24 protein-coding genes are annotated in these 23,781 nt (G+C 47.4%); 18 read left to right on the top strand and 6 right to left on the bottom strand.

The genetic code is table 11. The annotated features are described in order from the left end of the window. Positions 1 to 64 precede the first annotated feature (64 nt). The 17 genes from ACJJI1_RS00325 (at position 65) to ACJJI1_RS00245 (ending at position 16,574) form a co-directional block, all read left to right on the top strand. Positions 65 to 751, top strand: coding sequence for a hypothetical protein (locus tag ACJJI1_RS00325; RefSeq protein ID WP_444958224.1), 687 nt, complete (start codon positions 65 to 67; stop codon positions 749 to 751). Positions 752 to 763: 12 nt separating this feature from the next. Further along, on the top strand, positions 764 to 1,729 hold the full coding sequence (locus ACJJI1_RS00320; RefSeq protein WP_444958223.1) for a major capsid protein: 966 nt from the start codon (positions 764 to 766) through the stop codon (positions 1,727 to 1,729). Positions 1,730 to 1,775: 46 nt separating this feature from the next. After that, a complete protein-coding gene (locus tag ACJJI1_RS00315; RefSeq protein ID WP_444941245.1) occupies positions 1,776 to 1,916 on the top strand; it encodes a hypothetical protein in 141 nt (46 codons plus the stop codon). 8 nt (positions 1,917 to 1,924) lie between these two features. Next, the gene (locus ACJJI1_RS00310; protein ID WP_444958222.1) at positions 1,925 to 2,443 is read left to right on the top strand and encodes a DnaT-like ssDNA-binding protein; all 519 of its coding nucleotides are present in this window, start codon (positions 1,925 to 1,927) and stop codon (positions 2,441 to 2,443) included. Positions 2,444 to 2,446: 3 nt separating this feature from the next. Continuing rightward, on the top strand, positions 2,447 to 2,827 hold the full coding sequence (locus ACJJI1_RS00305) for a hypothetical protein (protein ID WP_444958221.1): 381 nt from the start codon (positions 2,447 to 2,449) through the stop codon (positions 2,825 to 2,827). Continuing rightward, the gene (locus ACJJI1_RS00300) at positions 2,824 to 3,204 is read left to right on the top strand and encodes a hypothetical protein (protein WP_444958220.1); all 381 of its coding nucleotides are present in this window, start codon (positions 2,824 to 2,826) and stop codon (positions 3,202 to 3,204) included. The genes ACJJI1_RS00305 and ACJJI1_RS00300 overlap by 4 nt, the downstream gene beginning before the upstream one ends. Positions 3,205 to 3,207: 3 nt before the next feature. Beyond that, positions 3,208 to 3,612, top strand: coding sequence for a phage tail terminator-like protein (locus tag ACJJI1_RS00295; protein WP_444958219.1), 405 nt, complete (start codon positions 3,208 to 3,210; stop codon positions 3,610 to 3,612). Between the two features lie 10 nt (positions 3,613 to 3,622). Continuing rightward, complete coding sequence (locus ACJJI1_RS00290; protein ID WP_444958218.1) at positions 3,623 to 4,534, top strand: phage tail tube protein; 912 nt, start codon at positions 3,623 to 3,625, stop codon at positions 4,532 to 4,534. After that, positions 4,534 to 5,016, top strand: a complete 483-nt coding sequence (locus ACJJI1_RS00285) for a hypothetical protein (RefSeq protein ID WP_444958217.1) — start codon at positions 4,534 to 4,536, stop codon at positions 5,014 to 5,016. The genes ACJJI1_RS00290 and ACJJI1_RS00285 overlap by 1 nt, the downstream gene beginning before the upstream one ends. Next, positions 4,914 to 5,222, top strand: coding sequence for a phage tail assembly chaperone (locus tag ACJJI1_RS00280; RefSeq protein WP_444959416.1), 309 nt, complete (start codon positions 4,914 to 4,916; stop codon positions 5,220 to 5,222). Before ACJJI1_RS00285 ends, ACJJI1_RS00280 begins: the two co-directional genes overlap by 103 nt. Further along, positions 5,212 to 7,836, top strand: a complete 2,625-nt coding sequence (locus ACJJI1_RS00275) for a tape measure protein (RefSeq protein ID WP_444958216.1) — start codon at positions 5,212 to 5,214, stop codon at positions 7,834 to 7,836. The genes ACJJI1_RS00280 and ACJJI1_RS00275 overlap by 11 nt, the downstream gene beginning before the upstream one ends. A 9-nt stretch (positions 7,837 to 7,845) precedes the next feature. Beyond that, entirely contained in the window at positions 7,846 to 8,226 is a 381-nt protein-coding gene (locus tag ACJJI1_RS00270; RefSeq protein WP_444958215.1) for a hypothetical protein, read from the top strand. 1 nt (position 8,227) lies between these two features. Then, positions 8,228 to 13,546 (top strand): hypothetical protein, encoded by a 5,319-nt coding sequence (locus ACJJI1_RS00265; RefSeq protein WP_444958214.1) that lies wholly within the window; start codon positions 8,228 to 8,230, stop codon positions 13,544 to 13,546. A 12-nt stretch (positions 13,547 to 13,558) separates the two neighbouring features. After that, positions 13,559 to 13,945, top strand: a complete 387-nt coding sequence (locus ACJJI1_RS00260) for a hypothetical protein (RefSeq protein ID WP_444958213.1) — start codon at positions 13,559 to 13,561, stop codon at positions 13,943 to 13,945. A 401-nt stretch (positions 13,946 to 14,346) separates the two neighbouring features. Beyond that, complete coding sequence (locus ACJJI1_RS00255) at positions 14,347 to 15,210, top strand: RbmA family biofilm matrix protein (protein ID WP_444959415.1); 864 nt, start codon at positions 14,347 to 14,349, stop codon at positions 15,208 to 15,210. Positions 15,211 to 15,346: 136 nt separating this feature from the next. Then, positions 15,347 to 15,856 (top strand): hypothetical protein, encoded by a 510-nt coding sequence (locus tag ACJJI1_RS00250; RefSeq protein ID WP_444958212.1) that lies wholly within the window; start codon positions 15,347 to 15,349, stop codon positions 15,854 to 15,856. A gap of 163 nt (positions 15,857 to 16,019) precedes the next feature. After that, positions 16,020 to 16,574, top strand: a complete 555-nt coding sequence (locus ACJJI1_RS00245; protein ID WP_444958211.1) for an HNH endonuclease family protein — start codon at positions 16,020 to 16,022, stop codon at positions 16,572 to 16,574. A gap of 450 nt (positions 16,575 to 17,024) precedes the next feature. Here the strand turns inward: ACJJI1_RS00245 and ACJJI1_RS00240 are convergent, their stop codons facing one another. Further along, positions 17,025 to 17,603 (bottom strand): hypothetical protein, encoded by a 579-nt coding sequence (locus tag ACJJI1_RS00240; RefSeq protein WP_444958210.1) that lies wholly within the window; start codon positions 17,601 to 17,603, stop codon positions 17,025 to 17,027. Next, entirely contained in the window at positions 17,603 to 18,253 is a 651-nt protein-coding gene (locus tag ACJJI1_RS00235; protein WP_444958209.1) for an AHH domain-containing protein, read from the bottom strand. Before ACJJI1_RS00235 ends, ACJJI1_RS00240 begins: the two co-directional genes overlap by 1 nt. Positions 18,254 to 18,661: 408 nt before the next feature. Between ACJJI1_RS00235 and ACJJI1_RS00230 the strand changes: the two genes are divergently transcribed. Beyond that, entirely contained in the window at positions 18,662 to 18,862 is a 201-nt protein-coding gene (locus ACJJI1_RS00230) for a hypothetical protein (protein ID WP_444958208.1), read from the top strand. Positions 18,863 to 19,736: 874 nt separating this feature from the next. On the opposite strand, the gene ACJJI1_RS00225 is transcribed toward ACJJI1_RS00230, so the two are convergent. The 4 genes from ACJJI1_RS00225 to ACJJI1_RS00210 all read right to left on the bottom strand — a co-directional run bounded on the left by ACJJI1_RS00225 (position 19,737) and on the right by ACJJI1_RS00210 (position 23,736). Continuing rightward, positions 19,737 to 20,324: a hypothetical protein gene (locus ACJJI1_RS00225; RefSeq protein ID WP_444958207.1), complete on the bottom strand. Its 588-nt coding sequence runs from the start codon at positions 20,322 to 20,324 to the stop codon at positions 19,737 to 19,739. Positions 20,325 to 20,374: 50 nt separating this feature from the next. After that, positions 20,375 to 22,072: a DUF2326 domain-containing protein gene (locus ACJJI1_RS00220; protein ID WP_444958206.1), complete on the bottom strand. Its 1,698-nt coding sequence runs from the start codon at positions 22,070 to 22,072 to the stop codon at positions 20,375 to 20,377. Beyond that, on the bottom strand, positions 22,044 to 22,292 hold the full coding sequence (locus ACJJI1_RS00215; RefSeq protein WP_444958205.1) for an ABC-three component system middle component 6: 249 nt from the start codon (positions 22,290 to 22,292) through the stop codon (positions 22,044 to 22,046). Before ACJJI1_RS00215 ends, ACJJI1_RS00220 begins: the two co-directional genes overlap by 29 nt. 457 nt (positions 22,293 to 22,749) lie before the next feature. Next, positions 22,750 to 23,736 (bottom strand): transposase, encoded by a 987-nt coding sequence (locus ACJJI1_RS00210; protein ID WP_444936265.1) that lies wholly within the window; start codon positions 23,734 to 23,736, stop codon positions 22,750 to 22,752. Positions 23,737 to 23,781: the final 45 nt, after the last annotated feature.

The raw sequence follows: 23,781 nt of genomic DNA, 5'->3' as shown, positions 1-23,781 counted from the left end.
GCTCGCTTCGGCGGGCCTTTTTTATATCTGCCGGAAATCCCGGCGAAATGTCTCAGGAGACACCATGCTGAAATACAGGCTCAAAACCCTGGAGGGTTTAGATGAGGCCGTTGCCGCGATGTATGAGAAGGACGGCGACGGATACAAGCTGAAGGTTGATGGCATCCCGCAAGGGGAGGGAGTAGCTGAATTAAAAGCACAGGTTGCCTCCTTGCTGGAAGAGAAAAAGGCCGAAGCCAAAAAGGCCAAGGACGCAGCGGAAGAGGCTGCTCGCAAGAGTGGGGATGTAGAAGCTCTTGATAACTCTTGGAAGGAAAAGCTAGCCAATCGTGAGGCTGAACTTCAAGGACAAATCGACACCTTGAACGGCAGCATTACCACAATGACCGTGGATAACGTTGCTGTGTCCATGGCCAATGAGATAGCGGTTCAAGGGAGCGCCGATATCCTGGTTCCCCATATCAAGGCCCGCTTGGCTGCTGAGCAACGTGACGGTCAGTTCGTAACGGTGGTTAAAGATGGCCAAGGCAAGCCCTCAGCGGCAAGCCTGGACGATCTTAAAACTGAATTTGCCAACAATCCCGCATTCGCCCCGGTGATTCTTGGTAGCAAAGCTTCTGGTGGTGGTGCTGGTGCTGGTGCTGGTGGAGGTGGCCAAGGTGGTGGCGGGGCTGCAACCGGAAACATGGGCGGCTCTCGTTCGGAGCGCACAGCGGCCATCTCGGCCAAATTCCCTGATTTAAACAGCTAAAGGTAAATAGCCATGCTTTCGCATATGGAAGTTTTTAATAAGTACATCATGCCTGCCACAATCGAAACATTGGCGGTAATGGTGCAGAAGTTTAACGCGGCCTCTAATGGGGCTATCCGATTGACCACGGAGGGTTTCGAGGGTGACTTCTTGCAAGAGTCATTCTTTGCTGCCATTCACGGAGCACAGCGTCGGGTGAATCGATATGGAGCAAATGGTAACCAAGCTCCGACTGATCTAACCCAACTCAAGCGCAGCTCTGTAAAAGTGGCCGGTGGGTTTGGTCCTATCCTATTCGAGCCGGGCCAGATGACTTGGTTAAACAAGCCTACCGCAGAGGGGGTGGAGGTGGCATCCCGCAACTTTGCCGAAGCACTTTTGCAGGACCAGCTTTTCACTGCAATTGCTGCGCTAGTGGCAGCCATCGAAAACAACACCTCGGTGGTCAATGATGTGTCTGCAACTGCGGGTATCAGCTACACCGCTCTCAATAGTGCTCACGCTAAGTTTGGTGACCACTCCGGAAGTCTGATTGCCAATGTGATGACCGGGGAGGTAATGCACAAGCTGATTGGCCAGAACCTTACCAATGCCACCCGTTTGTTTGAAGCTCAAAACGTCAATGTAGTGGATATCCTCGGTAAAGCAGTAATTGTCACCGACGCACCCGCACTCTTTGAGTCAGGGAGCCCAAATAAGCAAAAGGTTTTGGGGCTGGTGGATAGCGCCGCTGTTGTGCATGACGGTGGCGACCTGATTTCGAATATCCAGACCTCCAACGGTAAGGAGCGTATCGAAACCACTATGCAGGTCGACTACACCTTTGGGTTGGGTCTGAAGGGTTACACCTGGGATGAGGCCAACGGTGGTAAGTCTCCCACCGATGCGGACCTAGCTACCGGTGCTAACTGGGACAAGGTGATGACCTCAGATAAACACACTGCCGGCGTTATCGCGGTTGGTGATTCCACTAAGTAAATTATTGGCGGCTTTGGCCGCCAGTGCATGACAAGCAGGTGATAGCATGTCCGCTAAAATTAAATATGTAAAACATCCCATCTCACGGGAAGAGAAAAAGAAGTTGCGCGAACAGGGTTTTAAAATCGTTGATGCACGATTTGATCCTGAGCCTAAAAAGGCAGAAGCCCCTAAAGGCGATAAGTAGGCGACACCATGGCCCTGACAATAGAAGACGGCACCGGCTCTAATTCGAGTGCTAACAGCTATGCCAGCGTGCAAGACTTGCGCGACTATGCGGGTGCGCGAGGGGTAGACCTATCTGCATTATCGGATGCTGAGTGTGAGCCGCTTCTTATCAGGGCTATGGATTTCTTGGAAGGCAAGCGAGATCGGTACAAGGGGTACATTTCAACGCAAGGCCAGCCCTTACAGTGGCCCCGGGCTGATGCCTGGGGAATTTCCTATCCGGATGCACTTTTCCCAAGCAATGAGATTCCGCGTGAGTTGGTATACGCACAGTTGGCCTTGGCAATTGAGGCGAGAGAGAATGACCTTCAGCCCAACCGGTTACCAACCGATACAGGGCCGATAACTAAAGAGCGCGTTGAAGGTGCTATTGATGTCACGTATGCGGCACCCATTCAACAACAGTTCACCCCTGCATTTGCCAAAGCGGATGCTCTGCTTGCTCCACTTCTGAAAAACAACGGACTTTTTCTAGTCCGGACATAATCTATGAGCGACTTCTATAACCGTATGGCCGCTACGGCCTTGCGGCTTATTGCGCGCTTTGGTTCTGAGCAAATGCTACACGATGTCATTCAAGGTGTTGATGACCCGGTTGCAGGAAAACGCTCAGGCGATACGCCAGTAAGCCAAACTGTTCGGGTAATCCTGCAAGACTACAACCTCAAAGAATCTGGTCTGATGTACGCAGAGGGTAAAAGTGTTCAGCGAGGTGATAAAAAACTAACTATTGCAGCGGCTGGACTTGAATGGGCTCCAACTCTCACCACGCAGGCTGAAATCAATGGGGCAAAGTGGCAAGTGGTCAATATTAAAGAGGTTAATCCGGCTGGCACTCCACTGGTTTACTTCTGTCAGGTGCGCAAATGAAATTCTCAGCGAGCTTAAAACAGTTCAATGAGGATGCTTTGGCAGAGGCTGACAGAATTTATCGAGCGACCAATATCGAGCTGTTTAACTCCGTTATCCGCGATACACCAGTTGATACTGGCCGGGCTCGCGGAAATTGGCAGACGACTGTTGGCACTCCTGCCCAGAGCTCAAGTTTGCGATTGGACCGTTCAGGTACTGAGTCTCAGGCAGAAGTGATTCAGAATGTTAGGGGGTTGGATAAAGTGAATTATTTAATTAATAACCTGCCGTATATCCAACCTCTCGAGTACGGTCATTCTAAACAGGCCCCGGCGGGGATGGTTCGCCGCAACGTCCTCCGTATCAAATCAATTATTCGACGAATAATCAGATAATCCATGTACAGCAAAATCTATTCGGCCCTGGTGCAGCACTATGTATCGGGTGGATTCGGCTTGCCTACTGGTTATGAGAATGACGGGTTTGAACCGAGTGTAGGTACGCCATATGCGACAGTGTATAACCTACCCGCAGATAGTAGCCAGGACACTATTGGTGAAATCGGTAGGGATGAGCGGATAGGAATATTTCAGGTCAGTATTTTTTATTCAGTTGGCAAAGGGCGAGGAGATGCTCTAACAATGGCCGACCAAATTCTCACACACTTCAAGGCAGGCTCAACTCCTGAGTACTCAAGCCAAATCGTAACAATTCAATCTTCAACCATCTCTCCCGGCAGGGTGGTAGATGGCTGGTATCAACTTGATATAAGCGCGGCTTGGTCCGCAACCACTCTACGTTAGGAGCATACAAATGGCAGACGGTAGCCAACATTCGATGGCTTACGTGGCTGAATCCACCTATGGCGTTACTCCAGCCTCACCCACGTTTAAAGCGATTCGAAGCAAGGGGACAACTCTAGCGCTAACCAAAGAAGGCTCTGCAGACGAAGAGCTTCGCGATGATCGCCAAATCACTGACTATCGCCATATGAATAGGAGTGTTGGTGGCGATATCACTATCAACCTTTCTTATGGCTCCTTCGATGACTTCCTTGAAGCGGCAACCATGGGCACTTGGGATAGTGACAAGTTGGTCGTTGGCAAGACTCGACGCAGTTTTACTATTGAGCGGAAGTTCGGGGATATTTCTGATAAGCCATATCACCGCTATACAGGCTGCGAGATTAACACTCTAAATCTCACTGTGGCCCCTGGAGCACGAGTAAGTGGCAGCTTTGGTGTTATTGGTAAGGACATGTCTCCAGAAGCTGCTGTCATGTCAGGTTCCACTTATGGGGAGGAGACAACTACTCGGGTTTTTGACTCGTTCAAAGGTGTTATCAAGGAGGGAGCTGCCAGCCTGGCGGTAGTGACCGAATTAACCCTTACATTGGATAACGGTCTTGAGTCGCGGTATGTCGTTGGTAGTGATTCCACAATTCAGCCAGGAGCAAAACGCTCTAATGTTACAGGCCAACTTTCAGCCTATTTTGAAAACTCTACACTCTTTGAGAAATTCTTGAATGAGCAAGACTCAAGCTTAGAGTTTAGTTTGGTTGATGCAGCCGGAAATTCTTACGTTTTCACTCTTCCAAAAATTAAATATACCGGTGGCCAAGTAGATGTTTCCGGTGAGGGGGCAATCATTTTGCCTCTGCCTTTCCAGGCGGTGTATGACGAAACTGAAGTTACCAACCTGAGTATTGAGAGGATAGCAACCTAATGAAAGCCAGTGATTTTTATACGCGGGAAAAGGGTAATAAAGGGGTGAAATTCCCCCTTTATACTCCCGAAGGCAAGGCTACAGAGCACTACCTGGAAATCCTGAGTGTCGACTCAGATGCTTTCCAGATGGCTCAATCAGAAATGCAGCGTGACCTTGCTGTAGCCAACCTGGAAAAGGATAAAGAAAAACGCTTCGAACTAGTAAGGGAGGCTAAAAATAGTGCAGCTGCTGCATTAGTTATTGGTTGGTCTCTGGAGGATAAATTTACCGAGACAGCGGTAAAAGAACTACTGAGAGAGGCCCCACAACTGCTTGACCAGATTGACAGGGCTTCCAGTAACCGCGCGCTTTTTTTCGTCAGCGACAGCAAGCCTTCATCGACTGGGCTTGCTGTCAATTCCAGCTCGACAAAATCCCAAAAGGATGCAAAGAAAGCCTCCGCCAGCAACTCACGCAAGTCCAAAGAACAACCGGCATAACTCCGTCGGAACTTAAAACTGAACAGCCTCCAGAAGGGCTGGATTATCTCTTCCATTACTACCGCGAGATTCGCGGAACCGAACCCCTCACTTTCATCGAGATCCAGAACTGGAGCCAGCTCACGCGCCGCAATGTGTCTGCGTGGGAGGTTTCCGTGATTCGTGCGCTCGATATTAATTTTTGGGCTATTCAAAATGCCGATTGATCAAATTGCTCGCTTGGGTATCCGTGTGGAGGCCGAGGGGCCGGACGCTGCGCGGCGGAAGCTGGATGCTATGGAGCGCTCTGGCGCAAAGGCTGAGCGGACTGTGGAGAGCCTTGGGCACAGTAGTGATGAGGCTAGTGGTCGTATTCAAACTATGGCCACGAGCAGCAATTTATTAGCCGGTGCCCTCACTGCTCTAGGTGCTGCACTGTCCATTCGGGAGATTGTTCAGTACACCGATACGTGGACCAATCTTACCAACCGTTTAAGACTGGTGACTGATACAACTCAAGAGTTGGTAGATGTTCAACATAGCTTGGTTGAAATTGCATTTGAAACACGTGGCTCCTTGGACTCTACCGCTGTTTTGTATCAGCGCTTGGCACAATCGGCGGGTGAGCTTTTTGATGGCCAGGAAGACATTCTTGCGGTTACCAAAACCATTAGCCAGGCCATGCTTGTGTCTGGCGCTTCAGCCCAAGAAAGCGCTGGGGCCTTACGCCAACTAGCCCAAGGCCTTGCTTCTGGAGTGCTTCGAGGCGATGAGTTCAACTCAGTAATGGAGAATGCCCCAAGGTTACAACAAGCCTTGATAGACCACCTTAACCTAACTAGCGATGCTGCTGGCTCTGCTGCGGGTAAGCTGAGAGATATGGCAGGGGAGGGTGAGTTAAGCGCGAAGACTTTGGTAGAGGCGTTCCAGGCTGCAGCTACTGATATAGATGCCGAGGCATTAAAGCTAAGCACATCAATGGGGCAAAGCCTGGAGCAGTTGAATTCGGGTATCACCGCTGCGATTGGTCAGTTAGATGGTGTGTCTGGTGCATCTGAGTCGGCAGCCGGTTCAATATCTAGTCTTGCACAAGTCCTCATTGATTTTTCAACAGATGCCGAAGCGGTGCGTGAGGTTGCTGATGGTATGGAGTTCGCGCTTACTGCTGTTGCGGCAATCTTAGCTGGAAAATTCGCAGGTGCCATTAGTAAGCAAATTGTTCAGATGGGCCTGCTAAATGCAGCCACCTATAAAGCTACGGTTCAAACCAATTCATTAGGTCAGGTAATTAGCCGAACCACGGTTACGACTCGTGCGGCGACCGTTGCAGCTGCAGGACTACGTACTGCCTTTGCATTTCTTGGTGGGCCTGTTGGAGTTATCGCGTTAGCCGTGACTTCACTAATTGCCTGGAATGCGACACAGCCAACCACTGAAGAGCGAGCTGAAACGCTCACCGGCAAGATTGATGAGCTTACTCGAAGCTGGGAGGGGTTAACTGAGGCTCAGAGAATAAACCGCGAACAGAAAATCCTGGCCGAGAGGGATGGCCTTAAGGAGGAGTTCGATCGGCTCACGAAGCAACGCGATTTACTAAGAGATGGCGGCGCCAAGCCTGGCACTCGCTTTGGCTTTCAAGCTCCACTCGGTAATGAAAACTCTCGGGTTCAGGAGCTAAATGATCAGATAGATACATTGAATCAGAAGCTGGTTGATACCGATCGGAAAATTAGTCAGCTCGGGAAGCCAAAATCACTCACGAATGGTGGTGAGCCTCTTTCCCTAGAGTCCGTCAGTGAGCAATCCGGTTTAAGTTCTGCCAGTGTCCAAGATGATCTTCCGGCCCTTGAGCGAGCCCTACAAGAGCAGTTTGAGCGCACAGCACAGAGCCGTCTGGATACTGTCGAGAACCTACGCCAAAGCCTGTTATCGGAGGAGGAGATTCTTGCCGAGAGCTACCGGCGTCGAAATCGTATTATTGAAGAAAATGTTCAAGACCCCGCAAAGCGCGAGGAGTTACTGCAGAGAAATCGAGACCAATTTAATGAAGAGATTGATGCTCGCCTTCAGGGGTTGAGAGAGTCCTGGCTGAGCGAAAGAGAAATCTTACTGCTTCGCCAAGATGAAGAGATGGAAATCCTTGACCAAGGATACCTCTCCAAGCGGGAAGCCCTGGTTGAACACCTGGAGGCTGTTCGCGCGACTGAAGAAGAGTCTCGACAAGCAAGTCTAGCTCTGGAGGGTGAGTACCAGAGAAACCTCACTGCTTTGGAAGCGAAGCACGCAAAGCAGCGAGAAAAGTTAGACCAAGATAGCAATAAGAATCGCTGGAAATCTCTCTCCAGTGCTTTCGATATGATGCTTGGAGTTTCGGCTTCTAGCAGTAAAAAGCTGTTCAAAATTCAGAAGTCTCTGAGTCTTGCCAAAGCTGTTGCCACTTTACCTTCAGCCATTATCGAATCCTATAACAACTCTGGCGGCTATCCCTGGGGTATTCCTGCAGCTATTGCGATGGCGGCGGCAGGAGCGGCTCAAATCTCTCAGATTCAAAGCGCGAGCTTTTCAAGTGGTAGTGCTTCCCATGGCAGTGTCTCTGGTGGAGCTGCTACCTCTACTTCGGCTGGCGGTCTGACTTCGCCTGCAACACCATTGGCTGCAAATGACTCGATCTCAACTAACAGTGAACAACAGGCTGGAACTCAAGTAATTTTTCAGATTGCGGGTGATGTAAATGGCGATAATGCCGAACGAGTTCTAGAGCAAATCGAAGAAATGATTAATGAGCAGGATGTTGTATTTATTAATCCCAACTCCCGTCAAGCGCAAGAGCTAGCAAGCTAATAAAAAATTATGCCGAGCATTAACTACACCCCAACAAGGGATCTGGTGGATAGCTCCCCTGGGTCTATCTCTTTTGCCGTTACGAAATGCGATCGGACCTCTAAACCTGTAGGTAAAGAGCATGCGGCACTGTCAGGAAATACTGAAAGCATTCTTTATCGGCGAGATATTGAATGGCAATTGACTGTATCACCCTTTTCTGAAGAACAGCTGCAATATTGGCGTGAGTTTGAAGCGAGCTGCACAAACGGCGAGACCTTTGAGTTAGATACCTCTGATATCCCTGGAGGAAAAGCTAGCTCTGTATTCCGACTCAAGCGAAACTCATTCCATGAAATGCGGTATGGAGCATGTGAGTTCTACGTGTCATTTACAGCGATAGAGATCTAACGTGCGAAACAACTCTGAAATCTTTGACATACATAACCAGTCCCCACAGCGTGAGCTGCGGTTGGTTATTGAGATTGGCTATGACCTTCCGCTGTATATCACTAGTCATAACGATATTCCCGGCCTGCCTGTTAATGCGATTCTTGGGGCGTTAAAAAAATGCAGCTCGACCAGCCAGAAATTGATTCCCGAGCAGGGTCGCGCCGAGATCGGGGCAATTAGTTTTGAGGTGGTCGATATTGCTGGTCAGTTTTCCTATGTACTGCGCGATGAGTTGGAGCAGGGCCGCAGTATTAAAGGGGTTACTGTGCGTTTGTATCGCGGTTTTGCCGGCCTCGGCTGGGCGAATTTTCGACTGGAACAAACCCAGATTGCTGAGGAATCCATTAGTTATTCCACGGGCTTGTACAAGGTGCGCTGCCGGGATATTCAGCGGGAAATGCGCAGCGATATTTTTGTGCTTAACAGCACGCGCCTAGCTGCGGATTTCTCTAAATCTGATGATACATTGCAGGTATATGATACCAGCAGTTTTGAGCCAAACCCACACACCACGGCCTACGGTGACGCCCCGAGCCAATCTGTCTATTATCTGAAAATTAAATATCAGGACGGTTTCGAAATTTTTCGGGCTACCGGTAAAACCGATAGTAGTTTTACTGGCTGTAGTCGAGGCCTGTTCGGTACGTATGCTCGTGACCATGTACTGCCAGAAGACAGCGATGATGAAAGCGGGGTAGAGGTAGAAGAGTTTGTCTACCTGGAAGGCCCTGGCCCTCAGCTGGCCTATGCGCTGCTGACAGGTGCTATCTTGGGTACCAATGATGTGTTGCCCAGCAACTGGCATTTAGGAATAGATCCAAATTATGTAGTGCTTGATCAGTTCGAAAATGTTGGCTCAGACTGGTATAAGCCCAGCGATCACACCAAAGGCAAGATTCTGCGTTTTGACGGCCTCGAAAAAACCGACGGTAAAAAGTTTATTGAGTCCGAGATCAATTTATTGCTCGGCGCCTATATGCCCGTTAATGCCTCTGGCCAGCTGGGCTTCCGCCGCATGGCCGGAGTGCTCGCCGATGCTGGCACAGTGGCAGCGATCGGCCCTGACGATGTCACTAGCCTCGGCGAACTGAAATATAGCCTGACGGGTCTGCGCAATATATTTACTGTTCAGTGGAGCTGGTACGAGCAGCCCGGATTCGACGGCAAATATTTGCGCTCCAATAACCTGATTGATGCAGACTCCATTGCCACCCACGGCGAAGCCAAACAGCACACGCTGGAATTTCGCGGGCTGCACAACTCCCGCCACACCTACACCACAGTTAAAAACACTTTCGACGCGTTGCGGGATCGCTTTGCCGGCCCTCCATTGAGCCTGCGCCTAGGCCTACTCCCAAGTAAGAATGACCTGGAAGTAGGGGATATAGTGCGAGTGAGTTTACCGCAGGTGCGCGATCACTCGATCCGAGGGGATCGCCCCTATGAATATAATTTCGCCAGTGATAATGAAGGCTGGATACCTCGTGATGGCATCACCTCATCCAGTGTGAATGATGGAGTGCTGGTGGTTAATGTAGTTGGGGAGAACCCCTGGATTAGCCGCACTTTCTCGCCCACTTTTTCTGGTGCAGATTTACCCTATATAAAAATGCGCGCACGTCGTACTAGTGATGGACTGATCGCTGCAGGTACCGGCAGCAAGGTATTTTACAAATACACTGGCGACAGTAGCTATTTTGCCGCAGGTGCAGATGAGATGCTCGATCTTATCGAACGCATGAATAGTGCTAAAGACGAGTGGCAGGAGCTTGTATTAGACCTTTCTCAAGAGAGCGACTGGGCCGGTGGTGATATCGAGTTAATCCGCATCGATATTGGCCATGACCACACTGCAGACTATAGCTATGAGCTGGATTACATCCGGCTACTTCCTGCCTTAGGGATGGATGAATACAGCTTAGATCGGGCTATGGAGGTTCAGAGAGTCAGCATTAATCAGGTGACGGGTGCGGTCAGTGTTGACCTGTTCGGAAGCTACCAACCTGCTGGCATGATTGCCGATCAATCCGAAAGCACCAGCGCTGAATTGCCAGATGAGTGGTATGAGAGTGAGGGCACTGCAATGGCGGCTGCCGGCCTCAGCATTGATGCCAGCGGTTTTCTGATGACCGATGGTCTTTTAGCCGGCGATACCAGCAGTCGGGTGATTTACTTTCATACCGGAGATCTGACGATTCCAGCAGGGAAGATCCTTTCTGTTAGTGACAATGTTGAGCTTCGCATTCGAGGCGTAATGCAGATAGAGGGAGAATTGATTGGTATCCCTGGCAACAGGAACAGGGGTTTTCTAGGGTCGTGTCGCGGGGGCTCTGGAAAGATGTCAGGCTTATCTTATTCAGCCCCAGCGACTTCTGCTTGCAGTGGTGAGCTGGTTGTTGGTCGCAACGAAATAATGCCGCAGCTTAATATTGAAAACTATGGTGGCGAATTGCAGGGCATTCCTGATGATCTGCGTGGTAGTGGCGGAGCGGAGGGAGGTAAATCCTATCACTATCAACCTGGGGATCGGGCCTATGACCCTAGCGGTTTAGGTGGTGCTGGAGGAGACGGCGGTGCGGGGATAGTAGTTATTGCCCGGGGCATTGCATTTGGGGTCAGCGGAAAAATTGATAGCTCTGGCGGAGATGGATCTCCGGGCACAAAATTATCTGGCTCCCCGGGTAATTACGGTGGAAGTGGTGGTGGCGGCGCACCGGGTGGAGTTGTTCTTTTAGTGGACGGCACTGATAACCCGATGCCGGTGCTTACGAATAGCAAAATCATTGCTTGCTATGGCGATAGCCCGGATAGTCCAGGGCTTGCGGGGTTGGGTGCCACTTGTCTCGGTACCAATGCCGTGCGTCTGCTGTTTGTGCCCAAATCCCGTATTGCTTACCCAGATCATGAAGACCCGGCAATCGATCCAGATCTTCAGGCCGCACTGGATGCAGCAGAAGAGGCCTCTCAGGATGCAGAAGCCGCCCTTGAAGACCTTGGCAACATCTCTGCCGATGGTGTACTTCACAAGAACGAAAAGTTGCAGCTTATCCGCGAATATAACCAGTTGGTCAATGATCAAACCGAATTAGATACGCTGGCCAGTAATTTCGGCACTGCGCTCGATGCGGAGCGTGCGGCATTTACGAATGCCTTAACGGCGCTGACTAGTTACCTGCAGGGATTGGTGCCGGCTTGGGATAGTCGTCAGGACGATACCTCAATCAGCCGCACTATTTTCGATAATAATTGGGAGTATGCCTATGAGCAAAAAGCGATACTTTTAAGCGCTATCGTTAAGGCAAACCGTGAGCAGGCCTTTTATGCTACCCGCAATGTGATTGGATACGATGAGACCAGCGGACAGTTTACCGATGACGGAATATTAATTGGCTCGATGCAGAGTGTGCGCCGTGCCCAGCTGCGTGCCCAACAGGCCTCTGCTTCGGTTTTTGTCGATGCATTTCTGGATACCACAGCAATAAATGATTGGCCAATTGTTGCGGGTAATAGCGATAGCAATATTTACTATGTGAACACCAATGATTCTGGAGCGCGAGCTGGCGGCAATGTGTTGCGTATCGGTGGTGACGGTAGTGGCAATTTCGCTTCGGATGGTTTGGCATATATTGAGTATATTGAGCGCTTCCCATTTGATCCCAGCGAACTCTACCGCATCAAGGCGCGCGTATGGGTAGGTGATGAGGGAGATACAGACAGAAAGTTGTATATCGGGCTGAGTGCTTATCGTGCTGACGGCACATTATGCGGTCGCACAGGAAATGATTCCTATTCTGGCCAGCATTATGTGGCCTGTTCTGGATTGGCTGCAGCAGGCGATGGCTGGCAAGAGTACACCGGTTATTTTCAAGGTAATGCTAGCGCTGATGCGGAAATAAATGCGACGGGGGAAAATACGATTGCGCAGCCTGCAAAGCTGCATGCTGATGTGCGCTCTTTTTCCCCGTTAGTTATTGCCAATCATGGTGGCGATAAGGTAGGGCGGACACAGTTGGATTATGTCCGCATTGACAAGGTCGAACCTACAGGGAATGGTCTTTACCTGAAAATAAATAGTGGATCGACCCTGGGGGATGATGCGAACCCGGGCGAGGCGCAATTGTGCGGCTTTGATTCCAACGGCAATCCCGGTGGCAATTTGCCAGGCTGGTTTATCTGGGATGGAAAGAGAGTGGCCGTTCCGGCTGTTCAGCTGAATCCAAGCCTGTCGGGGCAGTTTTATATTGTCACAGATACGGATGGCTCCTGGACCTCAAGCCGCTCAGCGCTGCCGGTATCTATTGAGCGGGGGCAGTACCAATATCACTACTGGGACGGGTCTACGACTAAGCGGGTTTCATTTACGCCAACGGAAAAACTGTTGATTATTGGGGAGATTTATCTGTCGGCAACTGAGGTGGTCGATAGCGGAGGTGTTTACCAAAATCCGCGTCCCCTTATTGGGTTTTCTCAATATCTCAGCGGCCTTAATGCAGAGGGTCAAATCGCAGACCAGCGCAGCCTACAGCAAAATATGGGCTCAGTGGCGAGTTTGCCAACAAGCAGCACTGTGCTATCTGCCTCAGATAACGGCTCTACAGCAAAAATAACAATCTCTTCCCACTCGGTTCAGTACGCTGGTTTTACTGTTAGCTATAACAGTGGATCAATTACCGGTCTTAATTTTTCCACTACTTATTACGTTTATGTAGATGATCCAGGCTATGACGGGGGCGGGGTCACTTACTACGCAACCACCCAGATTTGGCAGTTGGCAGCCGGTATTGGCCGTCGCGCGGTGGGAACCATTCAAACCCCCGCTAATGGAGGCGGTACTACAACCCCCACTGATCCGTATTGTGTTGCTGCAGGAAGCTGGTTACGTAAGGGCTTACTGGCCGATAACTGTGAGACTGGCGACCTGATCGACTGCTGGGACTTGGGCGACAGTGATACCCATCTGGCCCCTATTGAAGCGACAAGTCCCCAACAGGAAATCCCCTGCGTGCTGCTGACTATGGAGAGCGGTGCTCAGGTTATTTGCAGTAGAGAAACCCCGGTTACAGATAAGTTTGGTCGTGTCTACCTGGCCCAGGACTGCCAAGGTGTTGAGCTGGGCGTGTTGCACGAAGACGAGCCGCTAACTTGGGAGCCGGTGACCAGTGTCGAATGTGCGGGACTGCGCACTGTATACAAGATATCTGTTGGCAATATCAGTTATGCCGCTGGCATTGATCCCCAGCACCGAATAATCACCCATAACGCAATCTACAAACCCTAAGGAGCAGCAAGAATGCCCAGCTTTTCCCCTTTAAATGATGTTCCAGGCTTAGCGGCCTGGCAGTTCGCCTACAGCATTGATGATGGCCACAGTGCAGGCACTATTGTTCGTGCGACGGTTACCCAGGCCACAGAGCCCGCAACCGCCGACGCCCAGGCCGCAGCGGTATTGAAGTGCACCATCGCCGTGATTGACGACCAGAACAATGTGCAGACCGATGCGGCCGGTGATGAAATGGATAAAGTTTATGTAACAACCCAAACACTACAGACGGATGCTGGACAGACGGTAAGTGTCGCCGACCATGCAGCAGATCTGGTAGCGAGCTGTATTGTCGAGGTAGCCAACCGCCTGGCTGTGCATAGTTCCATTGCGGCGATGGCGATCCCTAGCGGATAACTAAAACAACTGGTGGCCAACTGCCCGGAGACATTGTTGATGGTTATAGAGGATGCAGGCAGAAATTTGGCCGAGGTGGTTACGCAATCTTTACTCGCATAAAAATATTTATTGGGATAATGAGAATAATTAGTGGTGTCGCCTTTAGCTTTTATTATATCTGGTACGGTTAGAGAGGAAAAAATTTTGTAGGGGTAGGAAAGGGTGAAATACAATACTTAGGACAGTTTTAGCCTAGTAAACCAATAAAGTTACTTTTCGCAGATTAGAACGGCCAAGACATCCTGTAAATATTTGATTTTCAAGGAGCTGGTCTTACTTTATCAGGGTTCGACTCTAAAAACTGTCAGAAGTATTTTTGTATCTCTCAATGTATTAAATGGATTGTGATTTTGAAAAAAATGAATGCAAGCTGCCCTCTGCACAAGGCCGTGCTGAAAAAATCTATCGCTGGCTTTACTTTAATCTGCGCATCGACATTGGTTCAGGCAGATACGATCAGTACAACAATAGACCTAGGCGAGCCGTATCCCTTCAGCTTCGAAGATAGAGTTGAGCATGAGGTGGATTTAGATATTGCCCATCAGTTTGATGCCATTGAACAAGTTTGTATCAAAACCAAAGTTAAAGGCGGAAATGCTGACAGGATGGCTGTTATTGTAGGACCGGAATATGTTAAGCCCTGCCATATGTCCTATGAGATATTGTATCCGATGTCTATGGTTTACACCGTCGATGATCCAACTCCGGAAAATCCCAACCCTGTCTCAGAGCTACAGGATGTTAGTCTCTGTTTAGACCAAAATTCTCTCTTGGCGAAAAACCTTCTCGATGGGGAAGCTAAGTTTTCAATCGAAGCGGTTGATGGTTACGTGGAGTTCTGGGACGTTGAGCTAATTGTCGAAGGTGAATCCTCTGACATCCAGCTGGCGATCGAGATTGACGAGCCGGCTGAGTTTTCAGTTCCTTCTTATGGGGGAAGAGTTAATTATGATGCAAGTATTCGTAACTTAGACTATACGCAATCATTGGTTACACTCGAACAATGGAGTGTTCTCAAACTTCCCAATGGGACTAATTATCCCATTCATAAATCACGGGATGTCGTATTGAATTATTCTGAAGCAAAGGACTACACACGAAATTACCTAAATATACCTGCTTGGTTTGAGGCTGGAGACTACGAGTTGACTTGGTATGTTGTCAATCCAAGCACCGGGAATCTAGTGGAAGACAGCTTGTATTTCACAAAAAGTACTGACTAAGCTTTAAGCTCCTGGTAGGCTGGGACGCTCTTGTGTTCCAGCTGTCCCTTTCAGATCAAACAGTTTGGCTGTTAAAAATCTGGGTGTAGGGATTTCTTTTAATGTTAAAGTATTTATGTGAGGTGAGGAAATATAAGTGAAAAAATTCGATTGGCTGGATAGTAGAGTAAAATTTATAGCGACGGTTTTGGCGATTGTTGTAGGTTTAATTACAGTTTTTTCAAAAGTCGATTTTTTTTACTCTGAAATTCGCGAAGAGGATGTGCTTGCTCTCTTAAAAAATAAGGATAGTTTTGTTAAGAATAACGATATCGGAGGTCTATTAGCCCTTTTTCATGAGGATTTTGTAATTACTGTTACTCATCCTAATGGTAGAGTCGAATCTTTAAATCTTGATCAATATAAATCTCATTTTGACATGATTGCGAATATGCCATTTTCTACAGTCCATGACGACCTTGTCATACAGATATCCCATATTGATGAGAACATGGTTTTAATTAGCGAGGTCATCAAGCAATCTCATCATGGGGGATCAAAACTTGTTCCGCGCTTCAATACGAAACTATTTCAATCTACGGTTGTTGTTAAGGACAGAGGGAAATTAAAGTTTTTTAAGGCCAGCTCAATAGCAGAAGAGGCTTAATAAGCGAAAGTAGTTAATGAAACACTTGCGGCCTTATTCGGGGTGAGAATGGTCTTTCTATAATAATAAATTGTTTACTGTAACGCCTTTAAAGAAATGGAGTGTGATTGTTCTGCTAAGTCATCTGCAGTACGATCCCTCTAAATAATAAAGAGGGGTTGTCATGCGCCTATTACTACCAATTATCCTATCCACCGCTCTGTCTGGTTGTTTTGAGGCTGTAGCCAATACCAGCGAATACGACCGCCACGAGTGGCTGCCACGCTGGTCTGATGCTGACAGAGACTGCCAGAGCACACGTCATGAGCTGCTAGTTCAGTTCTCCCTGGCTCCAGTAACCTTCACGAATGACAAGCAGTGCACGGTAGACACCGGCCTCTGGCTGGACCCATACACCGGCCAATTTTTCAATCTGGCTTCTGACCTGGATGTTGAACACATCGTGCCGCTGTCCTGGGCGCATGGGCACGGTGGTGCCAATTGGACTGTAGAGCTGAAGCGGCAGTTTGCAGAAGACCCTGAGAATCTGTGGCTAGTCGATGATGGCCGGAACCAAAGCAAGGGTGACAAAGGCCCTGATGAGTGGATGCCACCCTATGAGCCCGTCCAGGTAATCTATGTGCAGCGCTTCATGGCGATAGTGGAGAAGTATGGATTGGCTCTAACAGAAGATGAGGCGCGGCAATTTGCAGCGCTAAGAAGCAATAACGCAGGTTAAAGGTTTTCTATGCAGACAAGGATGTTCTTGAAATTATTCCACTATTCAATTTTATTTTTTCTACTGTCCTTCCTGGCAATAGTAGTGTTAGGAAAGATTATACCTTTGTTTTTTACTCACCCAATGTTTGAAAAGATGGTAGCGGGAGCATATTGGTTGTCGGGCTGGGGTGGTTTAGTTTTATTTTGCCTCGGAATATTGTTTGCTTTCCCTCCAGGCTTGCGGCTTTGGCGCTGGAGTCAGGGAGAGGAATATTCCTGTTTCCGCTGTGGCGGGCCGGTTGAATTTCGTACAGGCAGGTTTGGACCCTACTACCACTGTCTCGGGTGTGGCCAAAATGAGTCTATGTCATAGCTAAGAAGCATGGGCTGCAGCTCTCTCCGGAAAGTCAGCCCAGATTCTGGGATTATTAGAGGAATAGGGGAGGTTTTGCCTCCCATTTGCTGTTCTTCAGCCAAACTGCTCAACTAGGTTCTCATCAAAGCTAATGCCAGTTAGCTCAAATTTCTCTACAGCACGTTTAAACTGCTCATTGCAAAATACAGTCGCGCAGTTCTCAAATTTGGATTTAAAGGTTGCTAGCTTTTCGGCATCATCGGTGAAAGCTAGAGCTTTCAAAGAGATAGGGGTATCACCAAGGTATTCATGCTGGGAAACCTCTAAATCTTCCTGACCAAAAGTGCGGCAATTGAAGAGATAGTAGACTTCACCTTCTGCTTCAACGGGTAGCAGCTCCCCATAGCTTTCCAGCAAATCTCCAAGGTAACGCTTGGCCTTTGGGGACAGTACCAGCGTGGCACCCAGTCCAGATGATATATCTGGAATAGGGGACCCCTCAAATCCTTCATTGCTTAAAAAGTGTGCTCCCATGGGGGGCCACCAGGCAGCCATCGCAGTATTGTGCAGGCTAAAATCTAGGATTGAGTCTGGATCGGAGTCATCTGGTGCGTGCCTGGCAATATCCAGAATACTTAAGTCTAGGTTTTTAAACCGAAAGCCGTCGTCACGAATTGCGTAAATTGCAGGCATCAGATAACTCCGTTTTTAATTTCGGTAATAGCGGTATCGGGTTCATTTTCTTGGAGTATTCTCCCGATTACCTGAAGTTGAGTTTTGATCGTATCCATATCGCGAAACCCTTGTATACGTCGAGCGACCCATCGCTCATACTCATGGGTATGATATGTTAAGTGGCCTGTCGATTCTGGCATAGACCAGTGTGGAGTATCATCATCTCTTCTGACTAGATAAACTCCATTCGCTGGGTCATTTATACGGATCCCATGACGATGGAGGTGCATCCGGGCTCTACCTGTGACGACTGGTAGCTTTCCTTTACCTGGCACAATGTGGTGCGCAGTATGTAGTGGACTCGGCTTGGGCACTCCCTCGGCTCGCATGTACTTTTCTAGCGTATCGGTGGGGTGGTGTTTTTCTTTCTCCATTACCTGAAGAGTATCCGTCCTTTCCTTTAGTGTACCGCTAAGGGCTCCTTCACCTACCGCTCGATACTTAGCAAGCTGTTCTTGAACGTCCATCATGGCTTCAATGGTTCTGCGCTCTTGGTCCAAATATTTCAGAGCCTTCTCCCTTTCTGCCTTCCTCTCTTTATCTAAGGAGTTTACCGCATTGCCCCCGCTGTAGAATTTTTCTGCCTTTTGCTCGTAGTCTTGAATCATCGACTCTAGATGAGACAATTCATGTTTGTGCTTGGTTATTCTCTTTCCGTTCTGGTACTTAATTTCCATTTACTGACTAGTCCTTTTACAGCGTCCAAGAATTGTTCATGATTATCATCTATGGTTTGTGTGGCTCAGTATAAAATAGCGCTAGGTGTAGAAATTATGCTGTAAGTCAATGAAATGAGAGGCGCCTCCCTAATAGAGTCGAATTAATTTAACTAACTCTATCTAAAGCCTCCGTCTACCAATCACCCAAAGAGCCACTCAGCACCCATAAAAACCTGTATATCCTGACCCTCTAAGCCCGCTAGCGTGGGCGCCATCTTCTTTTTGCTATCGATACTGTATATATATACAGTATTTTGGTAGATTGCCCCTGTGTCGACGGAAAGAAGGAGTTGGACCATGACATTCATAGAGGTTGAAGCCGAGATACGCGCTTGCTTGAACACTATTGATATGACCGCAGACACTGCCGACCCGAAGCTTAGGGACATGTTAAAGGTGCAGGTGAACAATCTGGATGCGGCAACCAATGCCCTTGTAGATGAGCTGAACACCCTGAACGAGAAGCAGGCCCAGCTCCGGGACTTGCTGAAGAAGTAGAGGGCTCGCTGGTCACGCCCCTTTATTAGCAGGTGCCCACAAGTAGCTTTGCGGGCACCTCCTATGATGTTGGTACACGGTCTACTTTGTTTTGGCTAAAAACTCATCAATCTTCTTCTCTAATCGTAAGTTCGCAGCACCCACGAAATAAAAAAGGCACCAGATATTAACGAGAGGGATACAACCTAGAATTGTCCAAAGCGCTACGTTTCTACCTTTTTCTTTTGCTAGTTTGTGTGAAATAACAGCAAAAATCACCGTCAATATTGCATACATAGACAGGGTGATTATGGGGTTTCCTTGTGGCTCGGAGTAACTGTTCACTTTCTTACCTTTATCTTTTTGACTACTAACTGAAAATTGCTATTGGGCCGTTATGGCCAATGCCTTGGTACGAATTTACGCCAACTAGTAATTTTCTTCCACTCATCTGGCCGATTGATAGCAACCACAAAGGAGTATTAATTTGTAGATCGGCAAAGGCTCTACGTGGAAGGGGTGGTTAAGGCGTCAATTAGGTATCATCGTACCGGTTAGCAAAGTGGTGTATGTTTGTACAGCTTCGTCACTATTTTCGACGCTGCTTGTATAGGCGGCTATTCCAACTATTAAATCGTTTGAAAACAATGGGTTAGGTTTTTGTACCAGTTCTTCTGGGGGTGTGGTGGTCGTCGGTTCAAATCCGGCCGCTCCGACCATATATATCGTTGCATAACAACGGCCAAAAAACCCGCTTTTTAGCGGGTTTTTTTGTGGGTGGGGTTTAAGCCCATATTAAGTCCAGCGAAAAAGGGCAGCCTTACTGAAGTGGGTGGTCAGCTGAGCGGGATGTAGCAATTAGGGATAGCTATCAGGAGGCCTATGGTCTCGCTAATTATAAGCTTTTGGTTGCAGTAATTTGACCTTGGCTGTAGAGGCGGTCAAGCTCCTGCCTTGCGCGCTTCTCGTGACTTGCGCACCCCACCATGCGCTGGTCTGACTTGAAGGTATGGCAGCCCTCGGGAGCCTCATAATACTGAAACCAGGCTTTAAGCTTGAGCGTATTCTCTGCGGCTTTCGAGGCTTTACTAATGATCAAGCGGAAATATTCTTTCGTGAATTCTGCAGTCGGCGACATCACAAAGTATGGTCTTAATAGTATGGTTTCATCTCCTGTCTTACTGATTCTTGTCATCGAGCCATTATGATGTTCTTCATGAGTTACTAGGCACATTAGAGAATGAACCATTTTGATTCGTCGACTCTCTTCGCCCATTACAGTGTAACCATGATCTTCCAAGAAGTAGGTCGGCGCTTTTCTTGGTCTCAAGTTTTTCTTACTCTGGTAAATCGAGCCTGATTTTCCTGAACCTTTGGCCATTTCGGACGAATATGGTGGGACGTCCAATCCTAGGGCGTTTTCCTTTGATAGATGCAGATGCAGATGCAGATGCTCTAGCTCAGGGAAGCCGTTTTTCTCCATGAGTGTGATAAAAATTCCTTTAGCCTTGAGGTTGCTCTAATTTTCAGGGGCTATATTTTGAAGAACTTGTCGTCTTCGGATAGTTCGAGGATTACTGAATGGTCTTTGAAAGCCTTAAACTTTTCACCGGAAATTTTATCGTTGAGGACTGATACAATATATTGTCCTTCTATTTTTTCTGAGCTTTTAAAAATAGAATAAACTTGGTTGATGTCTACATCTTCTATGCTGTCATGAATAACGAAGGTCGGTCGCTTCAGCTTGTTTCTTCTGATGAAATTTATATACGCCATATCGAATGCGCTCAACTCCCCTTTCTTTTTCCCTCCGGTTGAGTTTGGCGTTACGCATGCAATATTGAATTCACATTTTTCTTTCTCGGCATCAAATATCAAGTCAAAAATATAACGCTCGTCATAAAAAGACTTGCTAAGATCGCCGAAATATCCGTTAAAAACTTCAACATTTCGATCAAGTGTTTCTCTATTGTTGTAAATCTCGTCTACGACTTCGGTTTTTCTGAGTTCTAATGTGGTGATGCTTTTTTTAGTTTCTTCAATTTTTTCAAGCAATACCTGAACCTTACCCATTTCTTCTCGAACTGTAGATAAATCATTATACATCTGGCCTATTGACTTCAGGGCGCTAGGTTCTCTTATGCCTCTAAATATGCTGGACTCAGATTCTTGAAGGAGGTTGATATCTGATTTAAATTGATCCAACTTTTCTATCGAAGAATGAAGCTCTTTTTCAATAATCTTTATTTTGTTGGTCAGGATTTTATTGTGGAATATCACTAATTCTTCATATGAACGCTTTAGATCTTCGCTTACGGACACGCCTGCATCAGAGTAGATCTCGGAGAGCTCTTTTCCATTTACATTTGTAGCGCTGCCTTTTAGTTTTTCAATTGATTTTCTTAAGTAGTTGACCTTATTTGTGGCGGATGAATATTCAATTGTCAGATCAGATATTTCAGACTGAATTTTAACAAGTTCTTTTACATCTTTTTCTTGTGCATCTTTGAAGTCAAACAATGAAATCCGATTTTTAAGTTGAGCCTCCTCTTTCTCTAGGGGTTTAATCATTTTAACCAAAACGCTTTCCCTGTGCGGATTTCTATACGCGGCTAAATGCTTTTTCTTTGTTGATATCTTATTGTTCAGTTCTCCTTTTTCCTTGAGCAGGCTGAGTCCAGAGAATCCAAATAGAAATAAATATAGTTGATCATATACATCTGGTTTTGTATTTCCGTGCAAAAACTTGGTGGTGTTTTGCATTTTTTCATGAGTGTTGCGAATGAACTTGTGGCTTAGGCTCCTGATTGAAGGCTTTTCACTATTCAAGCCGAAAATCTGGGAAGTAATTATTTTTGTGTATTCCTTTTTTTCAACAGCTTCATTGTTTATTAAGTAGTTAGATTTTTGAGGTTTCGTTTTCAAGGAGCGTGCGACAGAGTATCGGTTTTTGTCGAATCCAATGAAGGTAAGTTCTGCGATAACTTCATTTTCATTGATAAACTGCGAGACTTCGGGGATGGCTTTTTTGAATTCTTGCTCGGTATAAATATCTTCGCCAGAAGATAAAAATATATAATCAATAATTCTCGAAAGCGTCGATTTGCCAACGCTGTTCCCGCTTTTTGATTGGCTCGAGTCGGAGTTTATTATTAGATTTAAGCCTTTCTTAAAGTTAACTTCTCTTAATATTTTGTTGTTTTTATAAACTATCAACTTTATCAGTTGCATACTCTATGAACCCATTTTCATTTAAGTCAACGGCACCAATAATGTAAAGCCAGTCTAGTGAGTAGGTGAATACTTCATATGAAGTCTCAAACTCATATTTTATATCTTCATATAGGTCCTCTATCGCTACCTGTGTATAGTCACTTTCAGATAGTTTGACTAAAATTCGAGCTCCAATGAATATGGGATTTATTTTGGGGTCTGAGTCAATCGTGATCATTTGGATTTTCCAAAACAATACATTCAATTATTGAATAGCTAACGATTAGAGTGACGCCAAAATTAATGTCCTCATCGAAGTACCCATCTTTTAAATCAGAGGATGATTTTACAAATTCTGTAGTTTGGTTAATTACTTCTATTACGATGTCATCGGACTTCGACTTTAGCTTAGGGAGGTCGAATGGACTGGTGGATATATTGTAGGTGGATAGCGCAGAAAAATAGAAAAGCTTCATCTGCCGCTTAAGTTTTGTGCTGCAAGCAAATCCAGGACACCCAAAGATTGGGGGAGAAGTGTCCGTTACATGGCAAGCACCAGCTTTGGTGGTTCTTCCTCTCTGATTTAGGGGTAAGGGGGGTGGAATACAGGGGGGGTTGTGTTCAGTCTGTAGGTAGCGCAATTTTTGGATATAAAACCGGCAATCGTGCTATCGAATGTCTGGAGTAGGGCTAGATTAGTGGGGGGTAGCTGAGAGGAAGCGCCGGCAGTCACCAATACCGTGTACCCAGCGTTTATTGAGCTGGCTACAGGCTTGCTGTACCACCTTCACTGATCCTACCAAGCCTTTAAAGCGACTTTCAAAATTTCGGTTGAGATAGAGCCAGTGCTTGGGTGAGATACCAAGCCGCTCCAGGATGGGAGGTGTGTTTTCGGCAATACAGCCTCGTTTTCTGGGATCTAAATGTCGGCCACTCCAGTCTACTAGCTCCAAATAGTGATCCAGCTGAAAAGGTAGCCCTTTCGGCATACTCAAACGCTCACCGCCGACAAACGGAAGTAGACTTTTGGGCTGCTTGCCTGAGACTGCGGCACGAATACGCTGTTGAATCGAAGTGTAATCGGAGTCTTCAGGGGTCTTGGCAATATTGGCACGGATCGGGTTGAGGTCTACATAGGCCATGCAGGCAGCAAGGGCTCTTTCATCTAGTAAGGCTTGGGACTTAAAACGGCCCTCCCAAAAGCGGCCTGTACAGTTGTCCTCAGCGTTGGCCTGGCGAGCGATAGATTCGTTTAAGCAGCGCATAAACCAGCTGATATCCATTAGACGCTCCCGCCATAGAGAATCGACTTCTTTTAGCCTAGTTACCTCACAGTGATCGAGGGTATCGCCCTGAAGATAGCGCTGAGCCAAGCTGGAAGCTTTGAACAGTTTTTGCCAGCGAGTAATTACCTCTTTGAGAGACCACTTGCTAGCAGCTTCTCTGTCGATATAGAGCACTATATGGTAGTGATTACTCATTACTGCATAGGCGGCAATATCTAACGCAAACACCTCGGCCAATTTATACATACGGCTTTCAATCCACTCGCGCCGATATTCGTAATCTTTTCCGGATTTACTATCTCTGCCACAGAGAAATGCACGGCGTACACAGCGGGAAACGCAGTGATAATAAGGTGTTGAATCCAGAGATATCTGGGTGCTTCGGGGTAGAGTCATCGGCGGCACGTGTATTGTATTGTATGAATATACAGTATCCTGAAG

The sequence above is a fragment of the Microbulbifer maximicatervae (SeqCode) genome, assembly GCF_052467065.1.
This window is presented reverse-complemented; position numbering and strand designations above follow the sequence as displayed.

What these genes read in the sequence shown, in the direction of transcription:
- ACJJI1_RS00245 (WP_444958211.1), top strand. Translation starts at nt 16,020, where the DNA reads ATGCGCCTATTACTACCAATTATCCTATCCACCGCTCTGTCTGGTTGT.
- ACJJI1_RS00210 (WP_444936265.1), bottom strand. Translation starts at nt 23,736, where the DNA reads ATGACTCTACCCCGAAGCACCCAGATATCTCTGGATTCAACACCTTAT.
- ACJJI1_RS00215 (WP_444958205.1), bottom strand. Translation starts at nt 22,292, where the DNA reads ATGATCACGATTGACTCAGACCCCAAAATAAATCCCATATTCATTGGA.
- ACJJI1_RS00295 (WP_444958219.1), top strand. Translation starts at nt 3,208, where the DNA reads ATGTACAGCAAAATCTATTCGGCCCTGGTGCAGCACTATGTATCGGGT.
- ACJJI1_RS00275 (WP_444958216.1), top strand. Translation starts at nt 5,212, where the DNA reads ATGCCGATTGATCAAATTGCTCGCTTGGGTATCCGTGTGGAGGCCGAG.
- ACJJI1_RS00305 (WP_444958221.1), top strand. Translation starts at nt 2,447, where the DNA reads ATGAGCGACTTCTATAACCGTATGGCCGCTACGGCCTTGCGGCTTATT.
- ACJJI1_RS00300 (WP_444958220.1), top strand. Translation starts at nt 2,824, where the DNA reads ATGAAATTCTCAGCGAGCTTAAAACAGTTCAATGAGGATGCTTTGGCA.
- ACJJI1_RS00325 (WP_444958224.1), top strand. Translation starts at nt 65, where the DNA reads ATGCTGAAATACAGGCTCAAAACCCTGGAGGGTTTAGATGAGGCCGTT.
- ACJJI1_RS00285 (WP_444958217.1), top strand. Translation starts at nt 4,534, where the DNA reads ATGAAAGCCAGTGATTTTTATACGCGGGAAAAGGGTAATAAAGGGGTG.
- ACJJI1_RS00255 (WP_444959415.1), top strand. Translation starts at nt 14,347, where the DNA reads ATGAATGCAAGCTGCCCTCTGCACAAGGCCGTGCTGAAAAAATCTATC.
- ACJJI1_RS00270 (WP_444958215.1), top strand. Translation starts at nt 7,846, where the DNA reads ATGCCGAGCATTAACTACACCCCAACAAGGGATCTGGTGGATAGCTCC.
- ACJJI1_RS00315 (WP_444941245.1), top strand. Translation starts at nt 1,776, where the DNA reads ATGTCCGCTAAAATTAAATATGTAAAACATCCCATCTCACGGGAAGAG.
- ACJJI1_RS00320 (WP_444958223.1), top strand. Translation starts at nt 764, where the DNA reads ATGCTTTCGCATATGGAAGTTTTTAATAAGTACATCATGCCTGCCACA.
- ACJJI1_RS00225 (WP_444958207.1), bottom strand. Translation starts at nt 20,324, where the DNA reads ATGGAGAAAAACGGCTTCCCTGAGCTAGAGCATCTGCATCTGCATCTG.
- ACJJI1_RS00235 (WP_444958209.1), bottom strand. Translation starts at nt 18,253, where the DNA reads ATGATTCAAGACTACGAGCAAAAGGCAGAAAAATTCTACAGCGGGGGC.
- ACJJI1_RS00230 (WP_444958208.1), top strand. Translation starts at nt 18,662, where the DNA reads ATGACATTCATAGAGGTTGAAGCCGAGATACGCGCTTGCTTGAACACT.
- ACJJI1_RS00310 (WP_444958222.1), top strand. Translation starts at nt 1,925, where the DNA reads ATGGCCCTGACAATAGAAGACGGCACCGGCTCTAATTCGAGTGCTAAC.
- ACJJI1_RS00240 (WP_444958210.1), bottom strand. Translation starts at nt 17,603, where the DNA reads ATGCCTGCAATTTACGCAATTCGTGACGACGGCTTTCGGTTTAAAAAC.
- ACJJI1_RS00290 (WP_444958218.1), top strand. Translation starts at nt 3,623, where the DNA reads ATGGCAGACGGTAGCCAACATTCGATGGCTTACGTGGCTGAATCCACC.
- ACJJI1_RS00260 (WP_444958213.1), top strand. Translation starts at nt 13,559, where the DNA reads ATGCCCAGCTTTTCCCCTTTAAATGATGTTCCAGGCTTAGCGGCCTGG.
- ACJJI1_RS00220 (WP_444958206.1), bottom strand. Translation starts at nt 22,072, where the DNA reads ATGCAACTGATAAAGTTGATAGTTTATAAAAACAACAAAATATTAAGA.